An 18,088-nucleotide genomic window follows, 5' to 3' on the forward strand; every position below is an offset into this window, starting at 1 on the left:
CTCGCGCCATCAGAGATGTGTATAAGAGACAGACATGGGGCCGTGCCCGAAGGACCCGGCGCGGGCCACGGCGGAGGCCGAGGCGTTCGCCGGGGCAGCGCGCGCCGCCGGGTGGCCGGCCGGTCCGGCCGTCGCCGTACGCACCGGGTTCACCGACGCCGCGGAGGCGGTACTGGCCCGGCTGCGCGTGCTGCGCGCGGCCGGCCTGTGCGACCTGGCCGACCTCGCGGCGCCGCTCGGCGGCGCCGCCGAGCCGGACACGGTGCTCGACGCCCTCGAAGCAGCCGACACGGTACGCACGGCCCTGGGGGTCCCGGTCATGCTGAGCGGCTTCTGGGCCCGCCCCGACCAGGTCGCGACGCACATCCTGGCAGGTCGAATCGACGCGTGGTGCGTTCCGGGACCGCAGTAGCCCGGCCCGCATCCCCGCCGGCGCGGGGGCCGCTCCTCTGCGGTACCGCCCCGTCGCCATCATGCGCACGAACCGAGCAACAAAGGGAGATTGACAGATGATCAGCCGCAGAACCCTGCTGGGAGCAGGCGCCGGCCTCACCGCCGCCGCCACCGCCGGCGGAATCGTCACGGCCTCCGCGGCCGGAGCCCGCTCCGCGCCGCGCGCGGACGCGAAGTGGGACGCGCTGCGCGCGTCGCTCACCGGCGATGTGGTGCTCCCCGCCGACACCGGCTACGACAGCGCCAGGATGCTGGCCAGCGCCCAGTTCGACTCCATATATCCGCAGGCGGTCGCCCTCTGTGAGACGCCTCAGGACGTCAGCACGTGCATCCGTTTCGCCCAGGACCACGGCATCCACGCCTCGGTGCGCAGCGGCGGCCACAATTACGGAGGCTGGTCGACCACCGAGGGCCTCGTCATCAGTCTGACCCGGATGAACCAGGTCGTGCCCGGGGCCGACGAGGTTCGGCTCGGCCCCGGTGTACAGACGGTGGACGTCGTGTCCCGGCTCAGCCCGAGCGGGCTGACGGTGCCCTCCGGCTTCTGTCCGACCGTCTGCCCCGGCGGCTTCATCACGGGCGGCGGCACCGGCTGGCAGTACCGCAAGTACGGCCCCGCGTCCGACCGCCTGCTCTCGGCCCAGGTGGTCCTGGCGGACGGGTGCGTCGTCACCGCGTCGAAGGACCGGAACGCCGACCTCTTCTGGGCGCTGCGCGGTGGTGCCGGGGGCAACTTCGGCGTGATCACCGACTACCGGATGAAGGCGACCGCCATCCCCCGGGTCGGGCACTACAGCCTGACCTGGTCCTGGGACAAGGCGCAGGCCGCGATCGCCGGTTACCTGGAGTGGGTGGCGCAGGGCTCCGCCGACCTGGCCTGCGGCGGCGTCCTGCGGATGCCCGACGCGAGCCCAGGGGCCGTGCCCGTGTTCGGCGTCTCCGGTGTGCACTTCGGCTCGATGGAGGCGCTCGACGCCGAGCTGCGGATGCTGTCGGCCCTCATCGGCAGCGAGCCCGCGACGCGCGTGGTGCAGGACCTCACGTACGAGAAGGCGATGATGCGCGTCTTCGGCTGCGAGGACAAGACCGTCGACGCGTGCCACACCACGGGCAGCTCCCCCGAGGCGTCCCTTCCGCGAACCGCCTACATCAAGAACCGCGGCCGGATGTTCAGCCGTGTCCTGCCCCGGACCGGGGTGGACGAGATGCTCGCCGCGTTCGACGCCGACCGCAGGGCAGGCCAGTTCCGCGTCATCAGCCTGCTCGGCCTGGGCAAGAACGCCAATCTCCCGGCCACGGACTCCACGGCCTGGGTGCACCGCGACGCCCTGTACAGCGCGACCATCACGACCAGCCTCAAGGGCGCGTACCTCACCGACGAGGACAAGGCGGCCGCGGGGCAGTGGCTGAACGGCGTGTTCGGAGCGATGGACCCGTACTCCAACAGCCGTTCGTACGCGAACTTCCCTGACCCCGACCTCACGAACTGGGCGGACGCCTATTACGGCTCGAACCTTCCCGAGCTCAGCCGTGTCAAGCGCACGTACGACCCGAACGGGTTCTTCCGTTTCCCCCAGGCCATTCCTGCCTCTGTGTAGCCTGCGTTCGACGTGACGCGCGGGTTCTGAGGGTCCGTGTCCGCCGCCCGACGACCGGGCGGCGGATGCGGACCAGGTTCTTTCCGTGCAGGGTTCTTTCCGTGCAGGAGCCGAACCCGTGGCACCCGGTACTGCGCGGGGGCCGGCATCCTCGTACGCAAGCACACATGGGGCCGAGCCGCGCCGTCGCCGGGGCGGCGATCGACGGCGAGTCGTCGACCGAGTCCATCGCCCCTGAGGTGAGGTCTGAAGCCGGTGGCAGACGCCGCTGTACGAAGCACACGCGCAGGCCGGTCAGGGTGTGCCGGGCACCAGTCCGACCCGGTAGGCGAGGACGACCGCCTGGACGCGGTCGCGCAGGCCGAGTTTGGCCAGGATACGCGACACGTAGGTCTTGACGGTCTCAGGCGTGATGTACATCGACGCGGCGATTTCCGCATTCGACAGCCCCTCGGCGATCAGTTGGAGCACTTCCAGCTCGCGGGGCGTCAGCGCACGGACAACCTCCTGTCTGGCCGGCCGGGAGGCATCGGCCGGTCGCAGATGCTGGGCGAAGTGGCCGATGAGGTGGCGGGTGACGGCGGGTGCCAGCAGGGCCTCGCCCCGGGCGACGGTCCGGATACCGTTGACCAGCTCCGCCGGAGGCGCGTCCTTGAGAAGGAACCCGCTCGCTCCGGCGCGCAACGCGTCGTAGACATAGGCGTCGACGTTGAACGTGGTGACGACCAACACCTTCGGCGCGTCTGCGGTCTCGGGGCCGGCCAGTTGTCGCGTCGCCTGGATGCCGTCGAGCAGGGGCATCCGGATGTCCATCACGACCACGTCGGGGCGCAGCCGCCGCGCGGTCTGGACCGCCTCGTGACCGTTCTCGGCCTCCCCGACGACCTGCAGATCGGGCTGTGCGGAGAAGATGGTGACGTAGCCGGTCCGCACCAGTGCCTGGTCGTCGCAGACGAGCACACGGATCGGTGGCGGAACATCGCTCACGAGGTCACTCCTGAAGGGGCTTGGACGGAATCGTGGCACGGACCTCGAACCCGCCTCCGGGCCGGGGACCGGCCTCCAGTTCACCATCGAGCAGCCGCACCCGTGCACGCAGCCCGGCCAGCCCCCGTCCGCCCTCGGGGCCCGGCTTCCGCGCGACCGGTACGGCGGCGGGTCCGTCGGTGGTCACCACGATCTCGATGTGCTCGTCGCCGTGCCGGAGATGGACCCGTGTCGGCTTCCCGGCCGCGTACTTCAAGGCGTTGGTGAGCGACTCCTGCACCACCCGGTACGCGGCCAGCTCCACGTCCACGCCCTGCGGCCGCCGCTCACCCTGCTCGCCGAACTCGACCGGCTGTCCCGACCTGCGGGTCTGCTCGATCAGGTCCCCCACCCGCCCCAGGGCGGGTGCCCGGCCCACGCCCGCAGGTTCCGCGGATGCCGCCTCGCCGGTCGCCTCCAGGACACCGAGCAGGTACCGCAGTTCCCTCAGCGCCCGACGGCCGGTGTCGCTCACGGCCGTCAGTCCCTCGCCTGCGCGTTCCGGCGCGGACGTGAGCAGGAACTGCGCCGCGTCGGCTTGGACCACCATGGCCGTCACGTGGTGGGTGACCACGTCGTGCAGCTCGCGGGCGATCCGCGCCCGCTCGGTGGCCGTGGCCACCTCGGCGGCCAGCCGCCGCCGCTCCGCCTCTTCCGTCCGCCGCGTGCGCACCATGCTCCCCACCAGCCAGGCCGTGGCCAGGGCCAGAGAGAACGCGAGGTAGTCCGGTAGCGAATTCGGTGAGCCGAGACGGTCCAGGACGACGGCCAGCACGGCGTAACCCGCACTCGCCACGACGACCGGGCCGTGGCGGAAGCGGACCTGGTGGGCTGCGGCGGAGTACAGGGCCAGATACAGTCCCATGCTCGCAAACGTTGTCGCGAAGCCCAGCGCCTGGTGCACGGCGAACGCACCCGCGACGACGGCCAGACAGGCTGCGGGCCACCTGCGGCGGACCGCCAGTGGCACGGTCTGGGCCAGGACCAGCCCGACGCTCAGCACGTTCGTCGGCCGCTCGGGCAGATCGCCGATCTGCGCACCGATCCGGGACAGGGGCGGCACGAAGGCCAGCAGGGTGAGCGTCAGGGCGAGGACACCGTCCTTGAGGAGAGCGTCCCGCTCCCGCCACCGGTCGAGCGACGCCCGGAGCAGCGGGAGGCTCCAGGTTGCCTGACGGGACATCACTTCAGGTTCCTCCAGCCGTCCTGTCTCAACGGGGCACGCTTTGACGGGACTTGATGCCACCGTTCTGGTGAGCGCGGACGAGCATCGGAACGGCGATGGCCACGCCCATGAGGACGGGCACGATCGATGCCTCCAGACCGAAGCTGCCACCGGTCAGAAGGGCGGAGCCATGGACGTCGACGGTGAACAGGCCCTCGGGGGCGTGTCCGGAGACCGGGATGCCGAGCAGCTGCTGCGTGGTGTTCCAGGCGAAGTGCAGCCCCACGACGAACCAGATGTTACGCCGCCACAAGAACGCGGCTCCGAGCAGGACCCCCGCCTCCAGGGCGATCGCCAGCCCGCTCCACGCGCTCGCTCCAGGGGCGCCCAGGTGGGCGGCGCCGAAGAACACCGAGGTGATCACGATGGCGGCCCGGCTACCCCACAGCTGTTCAAGAGCCTGCAGGGCAAGACCGCGGAACAACAACTCCTCGGTGACCGCAGCACCGATCTGGACCACGACCGCTGTCCGGACGACCGACATGAAGCCGTCGCCCGCCCAGGTGAACGAGTAGCCTCCGAACGCCGTGATCAGGAGGGCGGAGACAAGGATGAAACCCAGGCCGATCCCGCCGCCCAGCAGCACCTCCCGAGCGGCCCCGGACCGGGCGATCTCCGGCGCGGAGCGTCGTGCCACACGGCGCATGACGTAGCAGTAGACGGCCACCGCGGCAACCGCGCCCAGCACCGGCACGGGGCCGGGTCCGGTCGCCGTCAGCCCCGACACCAGGCCGACGCCGACCATTCCCGCCAGCATCCAGCCGAGCGGAGACCTCATGATCCGACCGAAGCGGCCGCCGCCCCGGTCACGGTCCGTTCCCGGGCCGGAGCCTGCGCTGTGTCGTATAGCGGATGTCGTGCCCATGGCGGCCTCCCTGGCAGTGGGTCACCCTCGCGGCAACCTGACGACCACACTAGGAATCCGCAGACGTCCGCAAATCACCCGTGCATGGACAGCTCCTGTAGCTCTCACGGGGGATGCGCCACCCGCCCGCGCCCGTTCCGCCGCGGGACGCGGCCGAAGCGCGAACGAGACTGTACGCCGCAAGAGGCGAACGTGTTCGATGCCGCCCCACAGCAGCTGGATCGGCTGCGGGCCTCCTGGTACCGGCAGAGCGCTGCCCTCGGTCGTGGTCTGCTGAGGCACGGTCATTCCTGGCGGCGGACCACGGTGACGGGGCAGTGGGCGTGGTGCAGCAGGGCCTGGCTGACGAAGCCGAGCAGCAGGCCGGTGAAACCACCGCGTCCCCGGGCGTCGACGACGACCAGTTGGGCGTCGCGGCTGGCGTCGAGCGGGGCCGGGCGGATCCGGGCACGCTCCAGCCCACGTCATGGTGGAGCGGCTGGCGTTGAGGGGGTCGCCGGGGCCTTCATGGGCGCGCTCGCTCCAGGTGCTCCAGACGTGCGGGGCCACCAGCGGCGCCCCGCGCAGAGCGGCCTCGGTGAACGCGAACTCCATCGACGGCCTCGCGCCGCACGCCATCCGCCTGGTCTTCAGCCACCTGGAGGCACCGGCCACCGACGGCGAGGTCATGGAGCCCCCCGCCGCGGCCGTCGAGCGCCTGCGTGACGCCGTCGGGCATCGAACCGACGTTCAAGGCGCTGGGAGTCGACGGACGGACCTACCTGGACGCGCTGTCGCGGCAGGCCCTCCGCGCCTACGCGCACCAGTGCGCACCGGCCAACCCCCGCACGCCGATGCCGGACGACATGCGGGAGTTGACGCGCACGGCCCACTACGGCTGAACACGCGGTCATGTCCGCGCGGGAGCTGCCGCCAAAGCCTTCCCCCGACAGCCCTGGCAGAGGACCGCCCGCATGCGCGATCACCGTCCAGCGTGCTTCGCGACCAGGGCTGCGGGCGGGCGGGGAAACTGCTCTCGTCCCTACCGTCGGATGTGGTGCGGCGCGTTCGGGGCGAAGCGGCGTGCGGCTCGGATTCCCAGGCGGCTCAGCCGGTGGCGGGGCCGGTCCAGCCTGTGGGGACGTGGCCGAGGCGGACCCGCTGCGGATGGTCGCCGACGGGGATGGAGGTGACCTTCTCGCCGGTGGCGAAGTCGATGGCCGTCACCTGGTCGGTGCCGCTCTCGGACACCACGCAGTGCTTGCCGTCTCCGCTGACGGTGGCCCAGTACGGCTTGGAGGCGGTGACGAGCGGGCCTTCCTGAAGCGTCTCACGGTTCACTACGGTGACGTAGTCGTCCATGGTCCCGGCGATGCAGAGCTTGTCTCCCCGGGGGCTCATGGACATGCCGTGGTGGCGGGAGTCGTTGACGTAGGTGGTGCGGTCGTCACTGGTGTCCGGGTTCTTCGGCAGCGTCTTCACCCGGGTGATCTTGTCGTTGTGCACGTCGTACTCGACGAAGCCGTTGAAGAAGGAGACCTGGAAGTACATCTTCGACTCGTCGGGCGTGAAGGCCACGGGGCGCAGCGCGTCGGACAGGTCCTTGCGGCCGAAGGCGTCGAGCCGCTCGCGCATGTCGATGATCTTCTTGACCTGGAAGGTCTTCGCGTCGGCGACGGTGATGCGGCGGTCCCCCTTGGTGAAGTCCTGCCAGGGCGCGTCCATGTCGGTGTTGACCTCACCGATGGCCATGTTCCAGAGGTACTTGCCGCCGTCGGTGTACACGTTCTCGTGCGGCTTGTCGCCCGTCCTGAACTTTCCTGCCTCCTTGCCCGTCGCCATGTCCAGCACGTGCACGGTGTTGGAGGTCGAGGAGGAGACGGCGACCTGGGTGCCGTCGGGTGAGACCGCCATGTGGTCCGAGCGGAAACCGGACACCGGGAAGCGCCAGTTGATTTCGCCGCTCTCCACGTCGATGGAGACCACGTCGGCGAAACTCGGCCGGGAGGCGATCACGGACTTGCCGTCCTTCGTGGTGTACATGTCGTCGACGTACTGGTCGTGCCCCTCGCCCGGGCCGAGCCGGATGCCGAGGAAGAACGCGAGCTTGACGGGGTTGAGGTAGATCTCCCACAGGCGCTCCTTCTTGTCGGGGATCATGTCGATGCGGCCGATCTTGGCGTAGTCGCCACGGGAGCTGATGACGTCGGCGGTGCCGTCCCAGTTGTTGCCGACGAAGAACACCTCCTTGAGCTCCTCCGAGGAGGTCCCCCGTGCCTGCTTCGGGATCTCGCTCGCGCCGGCCGAGCCGGAGATCGCCGGCAACGCACCTGCGGTCAGCCCCAGGGCGACAAGGACGGCCGCGCCGAAGGGGGACCGACGGCGAGGGCGACGAGCGGGGAGGGAACGCGTCATGGTGAACTCCAGGGGCCGGGGTGGGCGGCGCGCCGTCAGACAGGCTCACGCCTGTTACTGGAGGTAACGTAGCCAGGAGCGGGAAGCTTGAACAGAGCCCAATCGAGATTCCTCGACAGGTGCCATCGAGTCGTCACAACGGTTCGCCACGTGTCAGTTCGGGCGACAGTCCCAGCTCAGCGCAGCCTCCGCCGCGCCTCCCCCGCGCCTTCAGCGGCGCCGAAGGCAGCTCCGGGGCCGGAATCGGAGGGTCGGCGTAGCTCTTCACCTCACCGAAGCGGGTGCCGTTCATCCAGTCGTCACGGGCCTGTGCGCTGTCCTCCTGGGACCGTCCGATCCAGTTCCGGAACATCTTGCGCTGCAGGCATCTTTCCGCAGCTCAGACACTCTGCGGATCGCTGCCGGCCAGCAAGCCGCCCGCCTCGGAAGCACTGGGGTGTCAGAAACGTGGCGGCTGGGGCCTGTTGTGAAGGTTGGTGGCCAGACTTTCACCTGGCGGATGGAATGCCCAGGCACACCTGGAAGTTGAGCACGTCATGACTCAAGGTCCAGCACCCCGCTCCCTGTCCGACGATGCACTCTCCGAACTGCTGAGCACTCAGCAGTTCGGCACCCTCGCCACCAATAAGAGCAGTGGCCATCCTCATCTCACCACCATGGTCTACAACTGGGACGCCGAAGCGCGCATCGTGCGGTTCTCCACCACTGCCGACCGCATCAAGGTCAAGCAACTCCGGCGGGACCCACGCGCGGCCGTGCATGTTCCGGGCGGCGACGTATGGTCGTTCGCCGTGGCTGAGGGCGAGGCCGATGTCTCCGAGATCACGACCACGCCGGGGGATGCGATCGGGCGAGAGCTGCTCGCGATGGTGCCAGGGGCCGCGAAGCCGCAGGATGAAAATGCGTTCTTGCAGCAGTTGGTCGCCGAGCGCCGCGTGGTCATCCGGCTGAAGGTATCTCGGCTGTACGGGACGGCACTCGACATCAACGGCTAGAACGGTCACAGTCAGGAAGGCGAGCGAGGGTGCCGGGGCGTCGGGGTCGGCATCGACCACCGGTGCCGTGTGGGCCCCGGAACCCGCCGGGAGGCGCCGACCTCACGCCGCAACCGAGCGCGGAAGCCCTCGTCGTGGGCGAGGTCGGCGTGTAGGGGTTTGACGGCGAGGAGGCGACCGTCCGCGGTCGCAGCCAGCAGGACCCGGCCCGTGGCAGCCCTGGCCGAGCAGGGCGCCCGTCCTGAACTGCCCCACGTACGACGGGTCGTCGGGCCCCAGTGCCCGCAGTCCGCCGTCTCCCCCGAACGGCTGACCGTACCGGACCATGATCCCAGAGGGTGGTCGACGCGCTCTTCTCCCCCAGCCGGTGGCACTGCCGCTCGGCGCTCCAGGTCACCCCGCCGAGCGGAGGCCGGGCTCCTGGTGACGGACGGGCGAGGCGGGCTCACTTCCAGACGGCGAACGCCTCGTCGTCGCTGCTGCGCAGCAGGCCGCCCTTGACCCACTCGACCCTCTCGGGCTCCGCACTGGAGCCCGACTCGGAGAGGTAGACGGAGCATGCCTCATAGCTCTCACCCGCCGCGGCCTTCTCGAACTTGCTTGAGTCGTGCTCGTCGAGGCACTTGTCGAACTTCGGCGCCTCCTCGTAGTTGAGCTGCCCGTCCTCGCCCACGACCGGCTTCGGGAAAGCGCTCATGATGTTCAGCCGTGTCAGGCGGTCCCCGTCCGCCATGACGTCGAAGGAGGGCCCCTTCACGTCCCCGGCCTCGGTCTTGGTCACCCGGTAGTGGACGTAGTACGGCGTACGGCCCTGGTACTGGGCGGCGTCCTCGAGCATGGACAGGTCGCCGGAGGTCCCGGCGTCCACGCGCACCACGCTGACCTCCAGATTGTCCTTCTTCGCGTTGTCGCCGTAGGACAGCTCCTCGGTGTCGGCGGAGCATCCGGTGAGCGCGAGCGCGGCGGCGAGGACGGCGAATGCGGTACGGGCGTTCAAGGCTCCTCCTGGAGGCAGTGGTCGTCAGGATCGGTTGGTCGGTCGGTTGATCGGTTGATCGGTTGGTCAGTAGGGGCCGGTGTCGGGCTGGTGGGGGCCGGACTCCCCCGAGCTCCACTCGTCGCGCCCTGCCGCGGGGCCCCCGCTCCGGGCGAGCAGCCGGTCCATGGCGACGAACCCCGCCAGCCCCACGAACGCTCCGAAGTGCAGCAGCCACCAGCCGCTCTCGTAGCCGCTGAAGGGATGGCCTTTGAAGGCGTCGTGCGCGAGGAGTACCAGCGGAAAGGCCACGGCACACAGGAGGCCCACGATCCGGAACGCACGCGACGGCGCGTGCGGCCCGAGGGCGCGGTAGGCCAAGGTGAGTGCGGCCAGGAGGAAGAGCAGCGAAGGCCAGGTCACCAACCCGCCCGGGGGGCCGCCGGGCGGGACGTCGGACAACCCGAGGACGTCCTCCGTCAACACGGCGATGCCGCCCGTCGCACCCACACCCTCATACGGGAAGACCATGGCAATCCGGGTCAGTGCGGCAGCGAAAACCGCCGAGACCGCGACACACGTCAGCACAGCGGCCAGGGCGAGGCCCCAGCGAGGCGCGTATCCATCCGGCAGCACGGTCCGCGACCGGCCGGACACCACCCCCGGTTGCCCGGCCGCCGCGTAGGGGTTGCCGGCGGCAGGATGGCCGGTCCCGTACGGATTGGCGGAGCCCGCGTACGGATCGCCGCCCGCGACCGGGCCGCCTCCGAACCGCCCGGAAGCGCCTGCTGTCGCGTCGACGATCTGCACATGCGGCGGCGCATACCGCCGCGCCTTCGCGGTCAGCTTCCCGAGATCGAACTTCCGCCGCTCGACCGCCACATGGAGCTGCGCGGGCATAGCCGGATCGGGCGGCAGCACGTCGGCCCCCGCGGGTATGAGCGTGCCGTCGCGCAGCCGCGTGCCGAGGAGCACCCGCGGCCCGAGCGCGGCGGAGTCGGCGACGACGAAAGCGACGACGTCGGCCCATGGCAGCTGAACGCTGCCGATACGCACGCCGGAGGGGCCGAATTCGAAGAGGACGCGCCGCGCGTCGAACCACAGGAAGACATACGGGGCGGCCACCACGATCACCGTGCCGCCCTTCACGTCCAGTACCCAGCCGCAGAGCAGCGCGACACCCACCAGAGCGCCCATCAGGCCCCAGAGCGCCGCGAGATCAGCGGGGGAGAACGGCCCCGTCAGCCGGTAGCGCTCCCAGCGCGTACGGCGCCAGGCCGACGACCGCGGCACAGGAAGAGGCTGCGGATCGGGCATGTCGTGTTCCTCTGCTGAGCGTCGTAGACCAGCACGGCACGGCAACACCCTGTAGGTGCCCAACCGTTACGAGCCCCGGTCAGCCCGCGGAATGTTTGTACCGCACCCGAGTGACAGGTCGTCCACATCGTCCAGAACCGGAGACGAAGATCACAGGGATGGAGAGCGCCTGGTTGAGCAGTGCGCATGCCGTGATCCCCGGCCGATGCCGGCCGCGACCCGGCCGCGCAGATCCACGACCTCGAAGGGCACCGGCCGGCGCCCTGACCTGGCAGGATTCGGGTCTCCGGTCGGGGTGAGCAACGGTGTTCCATGATCGCCGACGGTCCGGCTCGCGTGCGGGGGTGCTCCGGCCAGTTCACGAGCCCGCCGTACAGGGCTGGCGCGGGATGCAGTTCGAGTTCGCCCGAGGCAAGGAGCGACGCCGGTCCGCCCACGATGACGGCTGAGACGTGTAAAGCTTCTTGCACAGGTCTTCTGCGGCCTCCAGCCCTCGCACCTGCACAGGAACCGATCTGCCACCGCCGCCTTATAACGGCGGGCAGCAAGACGTCCTGCTCGTTCCGGCCGGCTGGCATTCGACGTGCTCACCCGACGCACCTGCGCACCGGGCTCTTTGCCTGCCGACCTCGGTGGCACCCGCACTGCCTTCTTCGTCGCATCGGTCACGACGGACCGCGCCTCCCGGTTTACCGGGAGGCGCGGCGCAGGCTCAGGAACCTAAATCGTCGTGCCCCGGCCCGGCATGGCCGCCGGCGGGATGCGCTGGCTGGTGCCGCCCGACGGCGGCCGCACCCTCAACGACCCTGCCGAACTCGATGACGCCCTCCCCGAGGCAGCTGCCCGCATCGCGGCAGGTGATCCGCTACGGTCCTGATCACAATTCCGCGTGCTTCCACTTCACCGCCGCCGGACCATTCGCCGCAAGACACGTCCCGTGCCGCGCCTGTCTCGCGTCTACGCGGCGTGGAGGGCGAGGGTGGGGGAGATCCGGGCGGCGCGGACGGCGGGGTAGAGGCCGGCGAGGGTGCCGATGGCGAGGGTGGCGGCGAAGCCGCCTCCGACGGCCCATAGGGGGACGACCCAGGGGATATTGCCGGCCAGGGCGTACAGGGCGGTGGCTGAGGAGCCGAGGATGATGCCGGCGGCGCCGCCGAGGGTGGACAGCAGGAGGGACTCGGTGACGAACTGGCCGCGGATCTGGCCGCGGGTGGCGCCGATGGAGCGGCGCAGGCCGATCTCGTGGCGGCGTTCGAGGACAGAGATGATCATGGTGTTGGCGACGCCGACGCCGCCGACGAGGAGGGCGACTCCGCCCAGGCCCAGCAGGAGGTTGCTGAAGGCTCCTTCGGTGGCGGCTTTGGCCTGCAGGGCAGCGGAGGGGTCGGAGACGCTGACGTTGCGCGGTGTCCGGGGATCGACGGCGCGTGGGATGAGCTGGTGGACTTGTCCGACCTTGTTGTCGGCGGAGCGTTCGTAGATGGTGGTGGGCCGGGCGTCGAAGCCGAGCTCACCGGCGGCGATGTCCCAGCCGACGAGGGCGGAGCGGGCGATCTCGGGGGCGAGCGGGAGCGGGTCGAGGATGCCGACCACGGTGAAGTACTGCTGGTTGATGTAGACCTGCTGGCCGGGTTCGGTGATGCCCAGGCGTTGGGCGGCCACGTCGCCGAGGACGACCGCCGGGTATGTGCCGGTGGCCTCGTTGAGCCAGGTCCCTGAGTGCATGGTGCCGCGCAGCGTGGCCAGCAGGTCGTCGGTGGCCGCCTGGACGGTGATGCCGCCGGTGATGGTGTCGGCGATCTTCTCCGAGCGGCGCACCGTGTGGGGCAGGAGTCCGGTGGCTCCGGTGTGTTCGACGCCCTCGATGCGGGCGACCCGGCCGGCGGCATCCTCGGCGAGAGGAACTTTCCTGCCGGTGAGCAGGTCGGTGCCGGGGGTGATGACGAGCATGTTGGTGCCCAGCTTGTCGAGTTCCTGGAGGAGTTGTTCCTTGCTGGAGGCGGAGATGCCGACCACGGAGATCATGGTGGCGATTCCGATGGCGATGCCCAGTGCGGACAGCACGATCCGCATCGGCCGGGCACGCATCCCGGCGGAGCCGGTGTGCAGGACGTCCCGCGGGGCCAGACGGGCCGGTTTGAGGGCCGGCCGACGGCGGCTCACCACTCCCGCCCGGCTGCGTGCGTGCCGGCGGTCGTGTCCTGGGCGATACGGCCGTCGCGGATGCGGACCTGGCGGGGCAGGCGGTCGGCGATGTCGGTGTCGTGGGTGATGACGGCGATGGTGGCGCCCTCCTGGTTGAGTTGGTGCATGAGTTCCATGACGGCCTGGCCGGAGGCGGTGTCCAGGGCACCGGTCGGCTCGTCGGCGAGCAGTAGATCGGGCTCGCCGACGACGGCGCGGGCGATGGCGACCCGCTGCTTCTGTCCGCCGGACAGTTCGTGCGGCCGGTGGCTCGCGCGGTCTGCGAGGCCGACGCGTTCCAGAGCCTGGGCGGCGCGGCTGCGGCGCTGGGCGCGGGGAAGGCCGGAGTAGAGCAGGCCCTCGGCGACGTTGTCCTGGGCGCTCATGCCGGGCACCAGGTGGAATGCCTGGAAGACGAAGCCGATGTGCTGGGCCCGCAGCGCGGAGAGCTGCCGGTCGGTGAGGGTGGCGGTGTCGTGCCCGGCTATGTGCACCGAGCCGGTGGTGGCGGGGTCGAGGGTGCCGATGATGTGCAGCAGGGTGGACTTGCCCGACCCGGACGGGCCGGCGATCGCGAGGAGCTCCCCGCGACCGATGGCCAGGTCCACGCCCTGCAGGGCGTGGACACCGCCCGGATAGGTCTTGGTCACCCCTGCCAGCTCGACCACCGGACCGTGCGCGGCGGTGGGCCCGCCGGCAGTCGTGGGAATCTGGGCGGTGTCGTTCATATCGACGGCACTCCGACGCGCATGCCGGCTTTGAGGCCGTCGCCGGTGACCTCGACGCGGCCCTGGGCGAACATCCCGAGCTTGACCTCGACCTCGCGTACCTGGTCGCCGTCGACGACCTGGACGCCGAAGGAGCCGCCCTTGAGCGCGAGCAGGGCTCCGACGGGCACGCTGAGCACATCTTTGCGGGTCTGTCCGGTCAGCTTCACCGTCGCGGGGGCCTTGTCGATGCCGGAGACCTTCTCCGGGTCGTCGAAAGTGACCGTTACGTCGATCCGGGGCGTCCTGTCGTCCGGGCTGTCTCCGCTCCTGGCGACGGTGCCGACGGAGGCGACGGTGCCGCTGGTGGTGGTGCCCTCCGGCAACTGGATCTCCACCTTGCTGTCCGGCTTGGCCAGCGACGCCTGGGACACCTTGACCTTGAGCTGCACGACCCGGTCGGAACTGGTGGTCGTCAGCACCTGCTGCCCGGGGTCGGTGCGGTCACCGACCGCCGCCTCCGCGCCGGCCACCCGCACCGGGCCCGGAGCGAAGGCGACCAGATTCGGGCCGATCTCGCCGGTCTGCTTCAGCCCGTGGTCCTTCTGCCAGCGCTTGACGCCCTTGGTGGTGCCGTCGGTGAACTCGTCGTCCGCGGCCAGACCGGTGCCGTAGCCCAGTGCGATCAGGTTCTGCTTCAGCTGCTTGACGTCCGTACCGGTGTCGCCGTTCTTCAGCTTCCGGTACATCGGCTCCGTGCCGTACATGAGACGGACCGGCGTGCCGTCGACCGCATACAGCTTTCCGTCCCGCTCAACCTTCGCGCCGCCCGAGGCCACCCAGGTCAGGGTGCCGGTCGCACCAGAGTTGATCTTGCGTTTCCTCGAATAGCCGAGGGTGCCGTCCACACTGGTGGTACTCACCAGATCGCCCTGTACAACCGGCTCGGTGGCGGCGGGCAGGTTCGCCTGGTCCTGTCCGGCGTCGGCTGCGTCGCCTTCGGTCAGAGTGGTGGCGGCGAAGCCGCCGCCGACCAGGACGGCCGCGACGGTGACCGAGACGATCAAGGTCGTGCGCTTCATGCCACACACTCGTTCAGCGCCGTCATGAACGTGTCCTGGTCCGCGCCCTCGGGGATCGTCCAGGCGTTGCGAGAACCGTCCGGGCCGGCCTTCGGGTCGGGCATGTCGAAGCCCTTGCCGCGCAGGCACTCAGCGATCTTGACCTGCTGGTCCAGCGACTGCTGTTCCCCGGTATCCCCGCCACCGCCGGAGCCGCCTGGGCCCGAACCGCAGTCCTCCAGGGCCTTGGACCACTTCGCCGGGTCCGAGCCTAGCGGCGGCTGAAGCATCGTGGAGTAGGGGTTCTCGCCGGGCTGAAGGTCGGGCACATCCATGCCCTTGTCCCGCAGGCACTTGCGCGTAGCCTGCGCCTTGTCGAACGCGGCCGTGTCCGGCCCCGCTCCGTCCGACCCGCCCGAGCCGGAAGTCGACTCGCTCGGTCCCGGACTGTCGGAGGACTGGGAGCAGCCGGTGGCGAACAGCGCTACCCCCGTCAGCGCCGACATCAAGGCCAGGGCGATCTTGTGGCTTCTCAAGGTCATGTCTCCTCGCGCAGGGGCCACCGGCACGGCGGCGGCCCGCCTGATTGCGGACGAGGGCATCGTGGCCAAGAGCGCTGTTTCATTTCTCTTACAGCGCCCGCCTCCCCCGCTGACGGTGGCCGCCCCGGTGCTGTAACAGCGATGAAAGCCACAGGTCAGGTACACAGGACACATGCGTGTTCTGGTGGTGGAAGACAAGGCGTTCCTGGCCGCAATGATCGCCGACGGGCTACGCCGTGACGCGATCACGGTCGATGTAGCTCTCGACGGTCTGACCGCCCTTCGCAAGCTGCAGTTCGGCGACTACGACGTGGTCGTCCTCGACCGGGACCTGCCCGGCCTGCACGGGGACGAGATCTGCCGCCGGGTCGTGGCCAAGCAGCTGCTCACGCGGGTGCTGATGCTCACCGCCTCCGCCACCGTCCCCGACCGCGTCGAGGGCCTCAACCTCGGGGCGGACGACTACCTGACCAAACCGTTCGCCTACGACGAACTCCTCGCCCGCGTCCTTGCTCTCGGACGGCGGGCCCAGCCCGCGCTGCCGCCCGTGATCGAACGCGCCGGCATCACCTTGGACACCGCGCGCCGCCAGGCATACCGGGACGGCACACCGCTTCCCTTGTCACGTAAGGAGTTCGCCGTGCTGGAGACGCTGATGCGCGCCAGCGGTGCGGTCGTCAGCGGTGAGGACCTCATCGAGAAGGTCTGGGACGAAGGCGCCGGGTACGACACCAACCCGGTGCGCGTCACCCTCAGCCGCCTGCGCGCCAAGCTCGGCGACCCGCCCGTGATCGAAACCGTACCCGGCGCCGGGTACCGCGTCCCCGCTGGTCCGGACGGCGAGCGACCTACCGCGCCCGGGGAGGCGGGGACATGATCCGCCGCCTTCTGCCGACCACCGAGCGGGCCCGTCTGACCGCCCTGTACGGGGGCCTGCTGCTGCTCGCCGGATGCCTCCTGATCACCGTCATCTACCTGCTGGTCCAAGACGGCCTCGACAGCCGCATCCAGGACGCGGTCTCCCACGCCACCCTCGACCGGCCCGTTTCCACGCCCGACGACTCGCCCGATGACATCGTCCCGCCCGAGCGGGCCGGCCGGTACGCCCAGACAGTCACGGTCGAGGCAGTCACCGCCACCACACTGAGCCGTCTGCTGACCGTCTGCGCGCTCGCCTTCGCCCTCTACACGCTCCTCTCCCTCTTTCTCGCCTGGTGGATGGCCGGCCGCGTCCTGCGCCCAGTCGGCGTCATCGCCACCACGGCCCGGAAACTCTCCGGCCAGAACCTTCACCAGCGCATCGACCTCAAAGCCCCGCCCGGCGAACTCAAAGACCTCGCCGACACCTTCGATGCGATGCTCGAGCGCCTCGAGCGGCTCGTCACCGCCCAACAGCGATTCGCCGCCAACGCCGCCCACGAACTGCGCACCCCGCTCGCCATCCAGCGCGCAGCCGCCGAAATCGGCCTCGCCGACCCCGGCCCCGACCTCGAACGCGTCCGCTGGATCCGCCGCGAACTCCTGGAAGCCGCCGACAGCAGCGAGAAACTCATCGACTCCCTGCTCCTGCTCGCCGCCACCGACCAGGGCCTCCAGCGACCGGAACCAGTCGCACTCGACGAGATCACAGCCAGCGTCACCACCGGCTTCTCGGACCAGGCCCTTGAGCAGGACATCAGCCTGCACCTCGCCCTGGAACCGGCCACCATCACCGGTGACCCCGTTCTACTGCGCCACCTGGTCCGCAACCTCCTCGCCAACGCCCTCACCTACAACCGCCCCGGCGGCCACGTCCATATTTCCCTCGCCGACAGGGCGCTCCGCATCACCAACACCGGCCCGGTGATCCCCTCCCATATCGCCCCCCAGCTCTTCGAACCCTTCCGCCGCCTCACCGAACGCACCCACACCCCCGGCGAAGGAACCGGCCTCGGCCTGGCCATCGTCGCCTCCATCGCCCACGCACACCACGCCCACGCCACAGCACACGCCAACGAAGACGGCGGACTGACCGTCACCATCACCTTCCTGTGACACGCCCGGCCCCGCCTACCACTCCGGTCTTCGGCGCACAGCGCAGCGAAGGCGAAACGATTCCTCGCCGGCCCTGGCCCACCACTCCCCTTGGCCCAGTCACTGACCGCGCGGTGCGGGCGAGCAGCCCCACCACACACGCCCAAGGAGCCCGCAGGCGCCCGAGGCTCTTACCGGACAGACCGGGCGAACGTGACACGTTCTCGAAAGGTCACCCGTATGCCGCGCTTCCTCCGGCGAAAGAGATCGTTGTGCGGAGTACAGGAGCGGAAAGCATATTTCGTTTCAATTTTGAAGATTTCCGAGGTCGCGTCCCCGATGGCGTGCGCGCCTCCTACGAACACCCGAACGTTCCGGCTCCGCGGCGCAGGGCAAGGGAACGATGCAGGAAACGAGGAGCAGATGAACGAAGAAAGTATTCCGCTCGAGGACTTTCTCGACACCTTGAACCGGCTGCAGGCCGACTTCGAGCAACGCCTCGGAGGCATCGAACGCAAGGCACTGCCGACATCCCTGGCCGACGCTCACGTGCAGGAACATCCCAGCCGTTCAGCATGGACACAGGGTCACGGCTACCGTTCACTTGGACTGGAGGCCATCTGGACCTCACCCCGAACTTCTTCGGATGAACGTTCAATTGGCCAGCGGGATCCCATCTCCTCGCGACACTTGGAGACCCTCTGCGACTAGCCCTCCAGAAGAAACGTTCCA

18 protein-coding genes and 1 pseudogene are annotated in these 18,088 nt (G+C 69.8%); 8 read left to right on the forward strand and 11 right to left on the reverse strand.

The window, feature by feature from the left end; genetic code table 11:
* Positions 1–34: 34 nt before the first annotated feature.
* Complete coding sequence (locus CR470_RS05260) at positions 35–412, forward strand: hypothetical protein (protein WP_097866410.1); 378 nt, start codon at positions 35–37, stop codon at positions 410–412.
* A gap of 97 nt (positions 413–509) precedes the next feature.
* Positions 510–2,051 (forward strand): FAD-binding oxidoreductase, encoded by a 1,542-nt coding sequence (locus tag CR470_RS05265; protein WP_097866411.1) that lies wholly within the window; start codon positions 510–512, stop codon positions 2,049–2,051.
* A gap of 294 nt (positions 2,052–2,345) precedes the next feature.
* Here CR470_RS05265 and CR470_RS05270 read toward each other — a convergent pair whose 3' ends face one another.
* The 4 genes and pseudogenes from CR470_RS05270 to CR470_RS41260 form a co-directional block, all read right to left on the reverse strand.
* The gene (locus CR470_RS05270; protein WP_097866412.1) at positions 2,346–3,038 is read right to left on the reverse strand and encodes a response regulator; all 693 of its coding nucleotides are present in this window, start codon (positions 3,036–3,038) and stop codon (positions 2,346–2,348) included.
* A 4-nt stretch (positions 3,039–3,042) separates the two neighbouring features.
* Entirely contained in the window at positions 3,043–4,260 is a 1,218-nt protein-coding gene (locus CR470_RS05275) for a sensor histidine kinase (RefSeq protein ID WP_179892148.1), read from the reverse strand.
* Positions 4,261–4,288: 28 nt separating this feature from the next.
* Positions 4,289–5,080 carry a CPBP family intramembrane glutamic endopeptidase gene (locus CR470_RS05280; protein ID WP_257138430.1) on the reverse strand — a complete coding sequence of 264 codons (792 nt, stop codon included), beginning with the start codon at positions 5,078–5,080 and terminating at the stop codon, positions 4,289–4,291.
* 371 nt (positions 5,081–5,451) lie between these two features.
* A pseudogene (locus CR470_RS41260) lies at positions 5,452–5,755 on the reverse strand (universal stress protein); the annotation flags it as partial.
* A gap of 113 nt (positions 5,756–5,868) precedes the next feature.
* Between CR470_RS41260 and CR470_RS05290 the strand changes: the two are divergent.
* Positions 5,869–6,048 (forward strand): alcohol dehydrogenase, encoded by a 180-nt coding sequence (locus CR470_RS05290; protein WP_179892149.1) that lies wholly within the window; start codon positions 5,869–5,871, stop codon positions 6,046–6,048.
* Positions 6,049–6,253: 205 nt separating this feature from the next.
* On the opposite strand, the gene CR470_RS05295 is transcribed toward CR470_RS05290, so the two are convergent.
* Entirely contained in the window at positions 6,254–7,561 is a 1,308-nt protein-coding gene (locus tag CR470_RS05295; RefSeq protein WP_097866415.1) for a YncE family protein, read from the reverse strand.
* Positions 7,562–8,097: 536 nt separating this feature from the next.
* Between CR470_RS05295 and CR470_RS05305 the strand changes: the two genes are divergently transcribed.
* On the forward strand, positions 8,098–8,556 hold the full coding sequence (locus CR470_RS05305) for a TIGR03618 family F420-dependent PPOX class oxidoreductase (protein WP_097866416.1): 459 nt from the start codon (positions 8,098–8,100) through the stop codon (positions 8,554–8,556).
* 445 nt (positions 8,557–9,001) lie between these two features.
* Here CR470_RS05305 and CR470_RS05310 read toward each other — a convergent pair whose 3' ends face one another.
* Positions 9,002–9,553, reverse strand: coding sequence for a hypothetical protein (locus CR470_RS05310; RefSeq protein WP_097866417.1), 552 nt, complete (start codon positions 9,551–9,553; stop codon positions 9,002–9,004).
* 66 nt (positions 9,554–9,619) lie between these two features.
* The gene (locus CR470_RS05315; RefSeq protein WP_143663770.1) at positions 9,620–10,849 is read right to left on the reverse strand and encodes a hypothetical protein; all 1,230 of its coding nucleotides are present in this window, start codon (positions 10,847–10,849) and stop codon (positions 9,620–9,622) included.
* A 730-nt stretch (positions 10,850–11,579) separates the two neighbouring features.
* Between CR470_RS05315 and CR470_RS39400 the strand changes: the two genes are divergently transcribed.
* Positions 11,580–11,726, forward strand: coding sequence for a hypothetical protein (locus CR470_RS39400; protein WP_179892150.1), 147 nt, complete (start codon positions 11,580–11,582; stop codon positions 11,724–11,726).
* 80 nt (positions 11,727–11,806) lie between these two features.
* Here CR470_RS39400 and CR470_RS05320 read toward each other — a convergent pair whose 3' ends face one another.
* Genes CR470_RS05320 through CR470_RS05335 form a run of 4 tightly spaced genes read right to left on the reverse strand, consistent with a single transcriptional unit; the run spans position 11,807 to position 15,343 of the window.
* Positions 11,807–13,015, reverse strand: a complete 1,209-nt coding sequence (locus CR470_RS05320; protein WP_373561390.1) for an ABC transporter permease — start codon at positions 13,013–13,015, stop codon at positions 11,807–11,809.
* A complete protein-coding gene (locus tag CR470_RS05325; RefSeq protein WP_097866419.1) occupies positions 13,009–13,761 on the reverse strand; it encodes an ABC transporter ATP-binding protein in 753 nt (250 codons plus the stop codon). The genes CR470_RS05320 and CR470_RS05325 overlap by 7 nt, the downstream gene beginning before the upstream one ends.
* On the reverse strand, positions 13,758–14,822 hold the full coding sequence (locus CR470_RS05330) for a peptidoglycan-binding protein (RefSeq protein WP_097866420.1): 1,065 nt from the start codon (positions 14,820–14,822) through the stop codon (positions 13,758–13,760). The genes CR470_RS05325 and CR470_RS05330 overlap by 4 nt, the downstream gene beginning before the upstream one ends.
* Positions 14,819–15,343, reverse strand: coding sequence for a hypothetical protein (locus CR470_RS05335; protein ID WP_097866421.1), 525 nt, complete (start codon positions 15,341–15,343; stop codon positions 14,819–14,821). The genes CR470_RS05330 and CR470_RS05335 overlap by 4 nt, the downstream gene beginning before the upstream one ends.
* 172 nt (positions 15,344–15,515) lie before the next feature.
* Between CR470_RS05335 and CR470_RS05340 the strand changes: the two genes are divergently transcribed.
* From CR470_RS05340 to CR470_RS05350, 3 genes are all read left to right on the forward strand, one after another.
* A complete protein-coding gene (locus CR470_RS05340; protein ID WP_097866422.1) occupies positions 15,516–16,220 on the forward strand; it encodes a response regulator transcription factor in 705 nt (234 codons plus the stop codon).
* On the forward strand, positions 16,217–17,377 hold the full coding sequence (locus CR470_RS05345) for an ATP-binding protein (RefSeq protein WP_097866423.1): 1,161 nt from the start codon (positions 16,217–16,219) through the stop codon (positions 17,375–17,377). Before CR470_RS05340 ends, CR470_RS05345 begins: the two co-directional genes overlap by 4 nt.
* Before the next feature lie 402 nt (positions 17,378–17,779).
* Entirely contained in the window at positions 17,780–18,067 is a 288-nt protein-coding gene (locus tag CR470_RS05350; RefSeq protein WP_097866424.1) for a hypothetical protein, read from the forward strand.
* Positions 18,068–18,088 lie beyond the last annotated feature (21 nt).

This window comes from Streptomyces sp. rh34 (genome assembly GCF_002551245.1).
Classification (GTDB): domain Bacteria; phylum Actinomycetota; class Actinomycetes; order Streptomycetales; family Streptomycetaceae; genus Streptomyces.

Bases quoted from the DNA above. Each gene is read 5' to 3' on its own strand.
- CR470_RS05350 (WP_097866424.1), top strand. From the start codon at position 17,780: ATGAACGAAGAAAGTATTCCGCTCGAGGACTTTCTCGACACCTTGAAC.
- CR470_RS05325 (WP_097866419.1), bottom strand. From the start codon at position 13,761: ATGAACGACACCGCCCAGATTCCCACGACTGCCGGCGGGCCCACCGCC.
- CR470_RS05340 (WP_097866422.1), top strand. From the start codon at position 15,516: ATGCGTGTTCTGGTGGTGGAAGACAAGGCGTTCCTGGCCGCAATGATC.
- CR470_RS05335 (WP_097866421.1), bottom strand. From the start codon at position 15,343: ATGACCTTGAGAAGCCACAAGATCGCCCTGGCCTTGATGTCGGCGCTG.
- CR470_RS05280 (WP_257138430.1), bottom strand. From the start codon at position 5,080: ATGAGGTCTCCGCTCGGCTGGATGCTGGCGGGAATGGTCGGCGTCGGC.
- CR470_RS05275 (WP_179892148.1), bottom strand. From the start codon at position 4,260: ATGTCCCGTCAGGCAACCTGGAGCCTCCCGCTGCTCCGGGCGTCGCTC.
- CR470_RS05260 (WP_097866410.1), top strand. From the start codon at position 35: ATGGGGCCGTGCCCGAAGGACCCGGCGCGGGCCACGGCGGAGGCCGAG.
- CR470_RS05330 (WP_097866420.1), bottom strand. From the start codon at position 14,822: ATGAAGCGCACGACCTTGATCGTCTCGGTCACCGTCGCGGCCGTCCTG.
- CR470_RS05345 (WP_097866423.1), top strand. From the start codon at position 16,217: ATGATCCGCCGCCTTCTGCCGACCACCGAGCGGGCCCGTCTGACCGCC.
- CR470_RS05305 (WP_097866416.1), top strand. From the start codon at position 8,098: ATGACTCAAGGTCCAGCACCCCGCTCCCTGTCCGACGATGCACTCTCC.
- CR470_RS05295 (WP_097866415.1), bottom strand. From the start codon at position 7,561: ATGACGCGTTCCCTCCCCGCTCGTCGCCCTCGCCGTCGGTCCCCCTTC.
- CR470_RS05265 (WP_097866411.1), top strand. From the start codon at position 510: ATGATCAGCCGCAGAACCCTGCTGGGAGCAGGCGCCGGCCTCACCGCC.
- CR470_RS05315 (WP_143663770.1), bottom strand. From the start codon at position 10,849: ATGCCCGATCCGCAGCCTCTTCCTGTGCCGCGGTCGTCGGCCTGGCGC.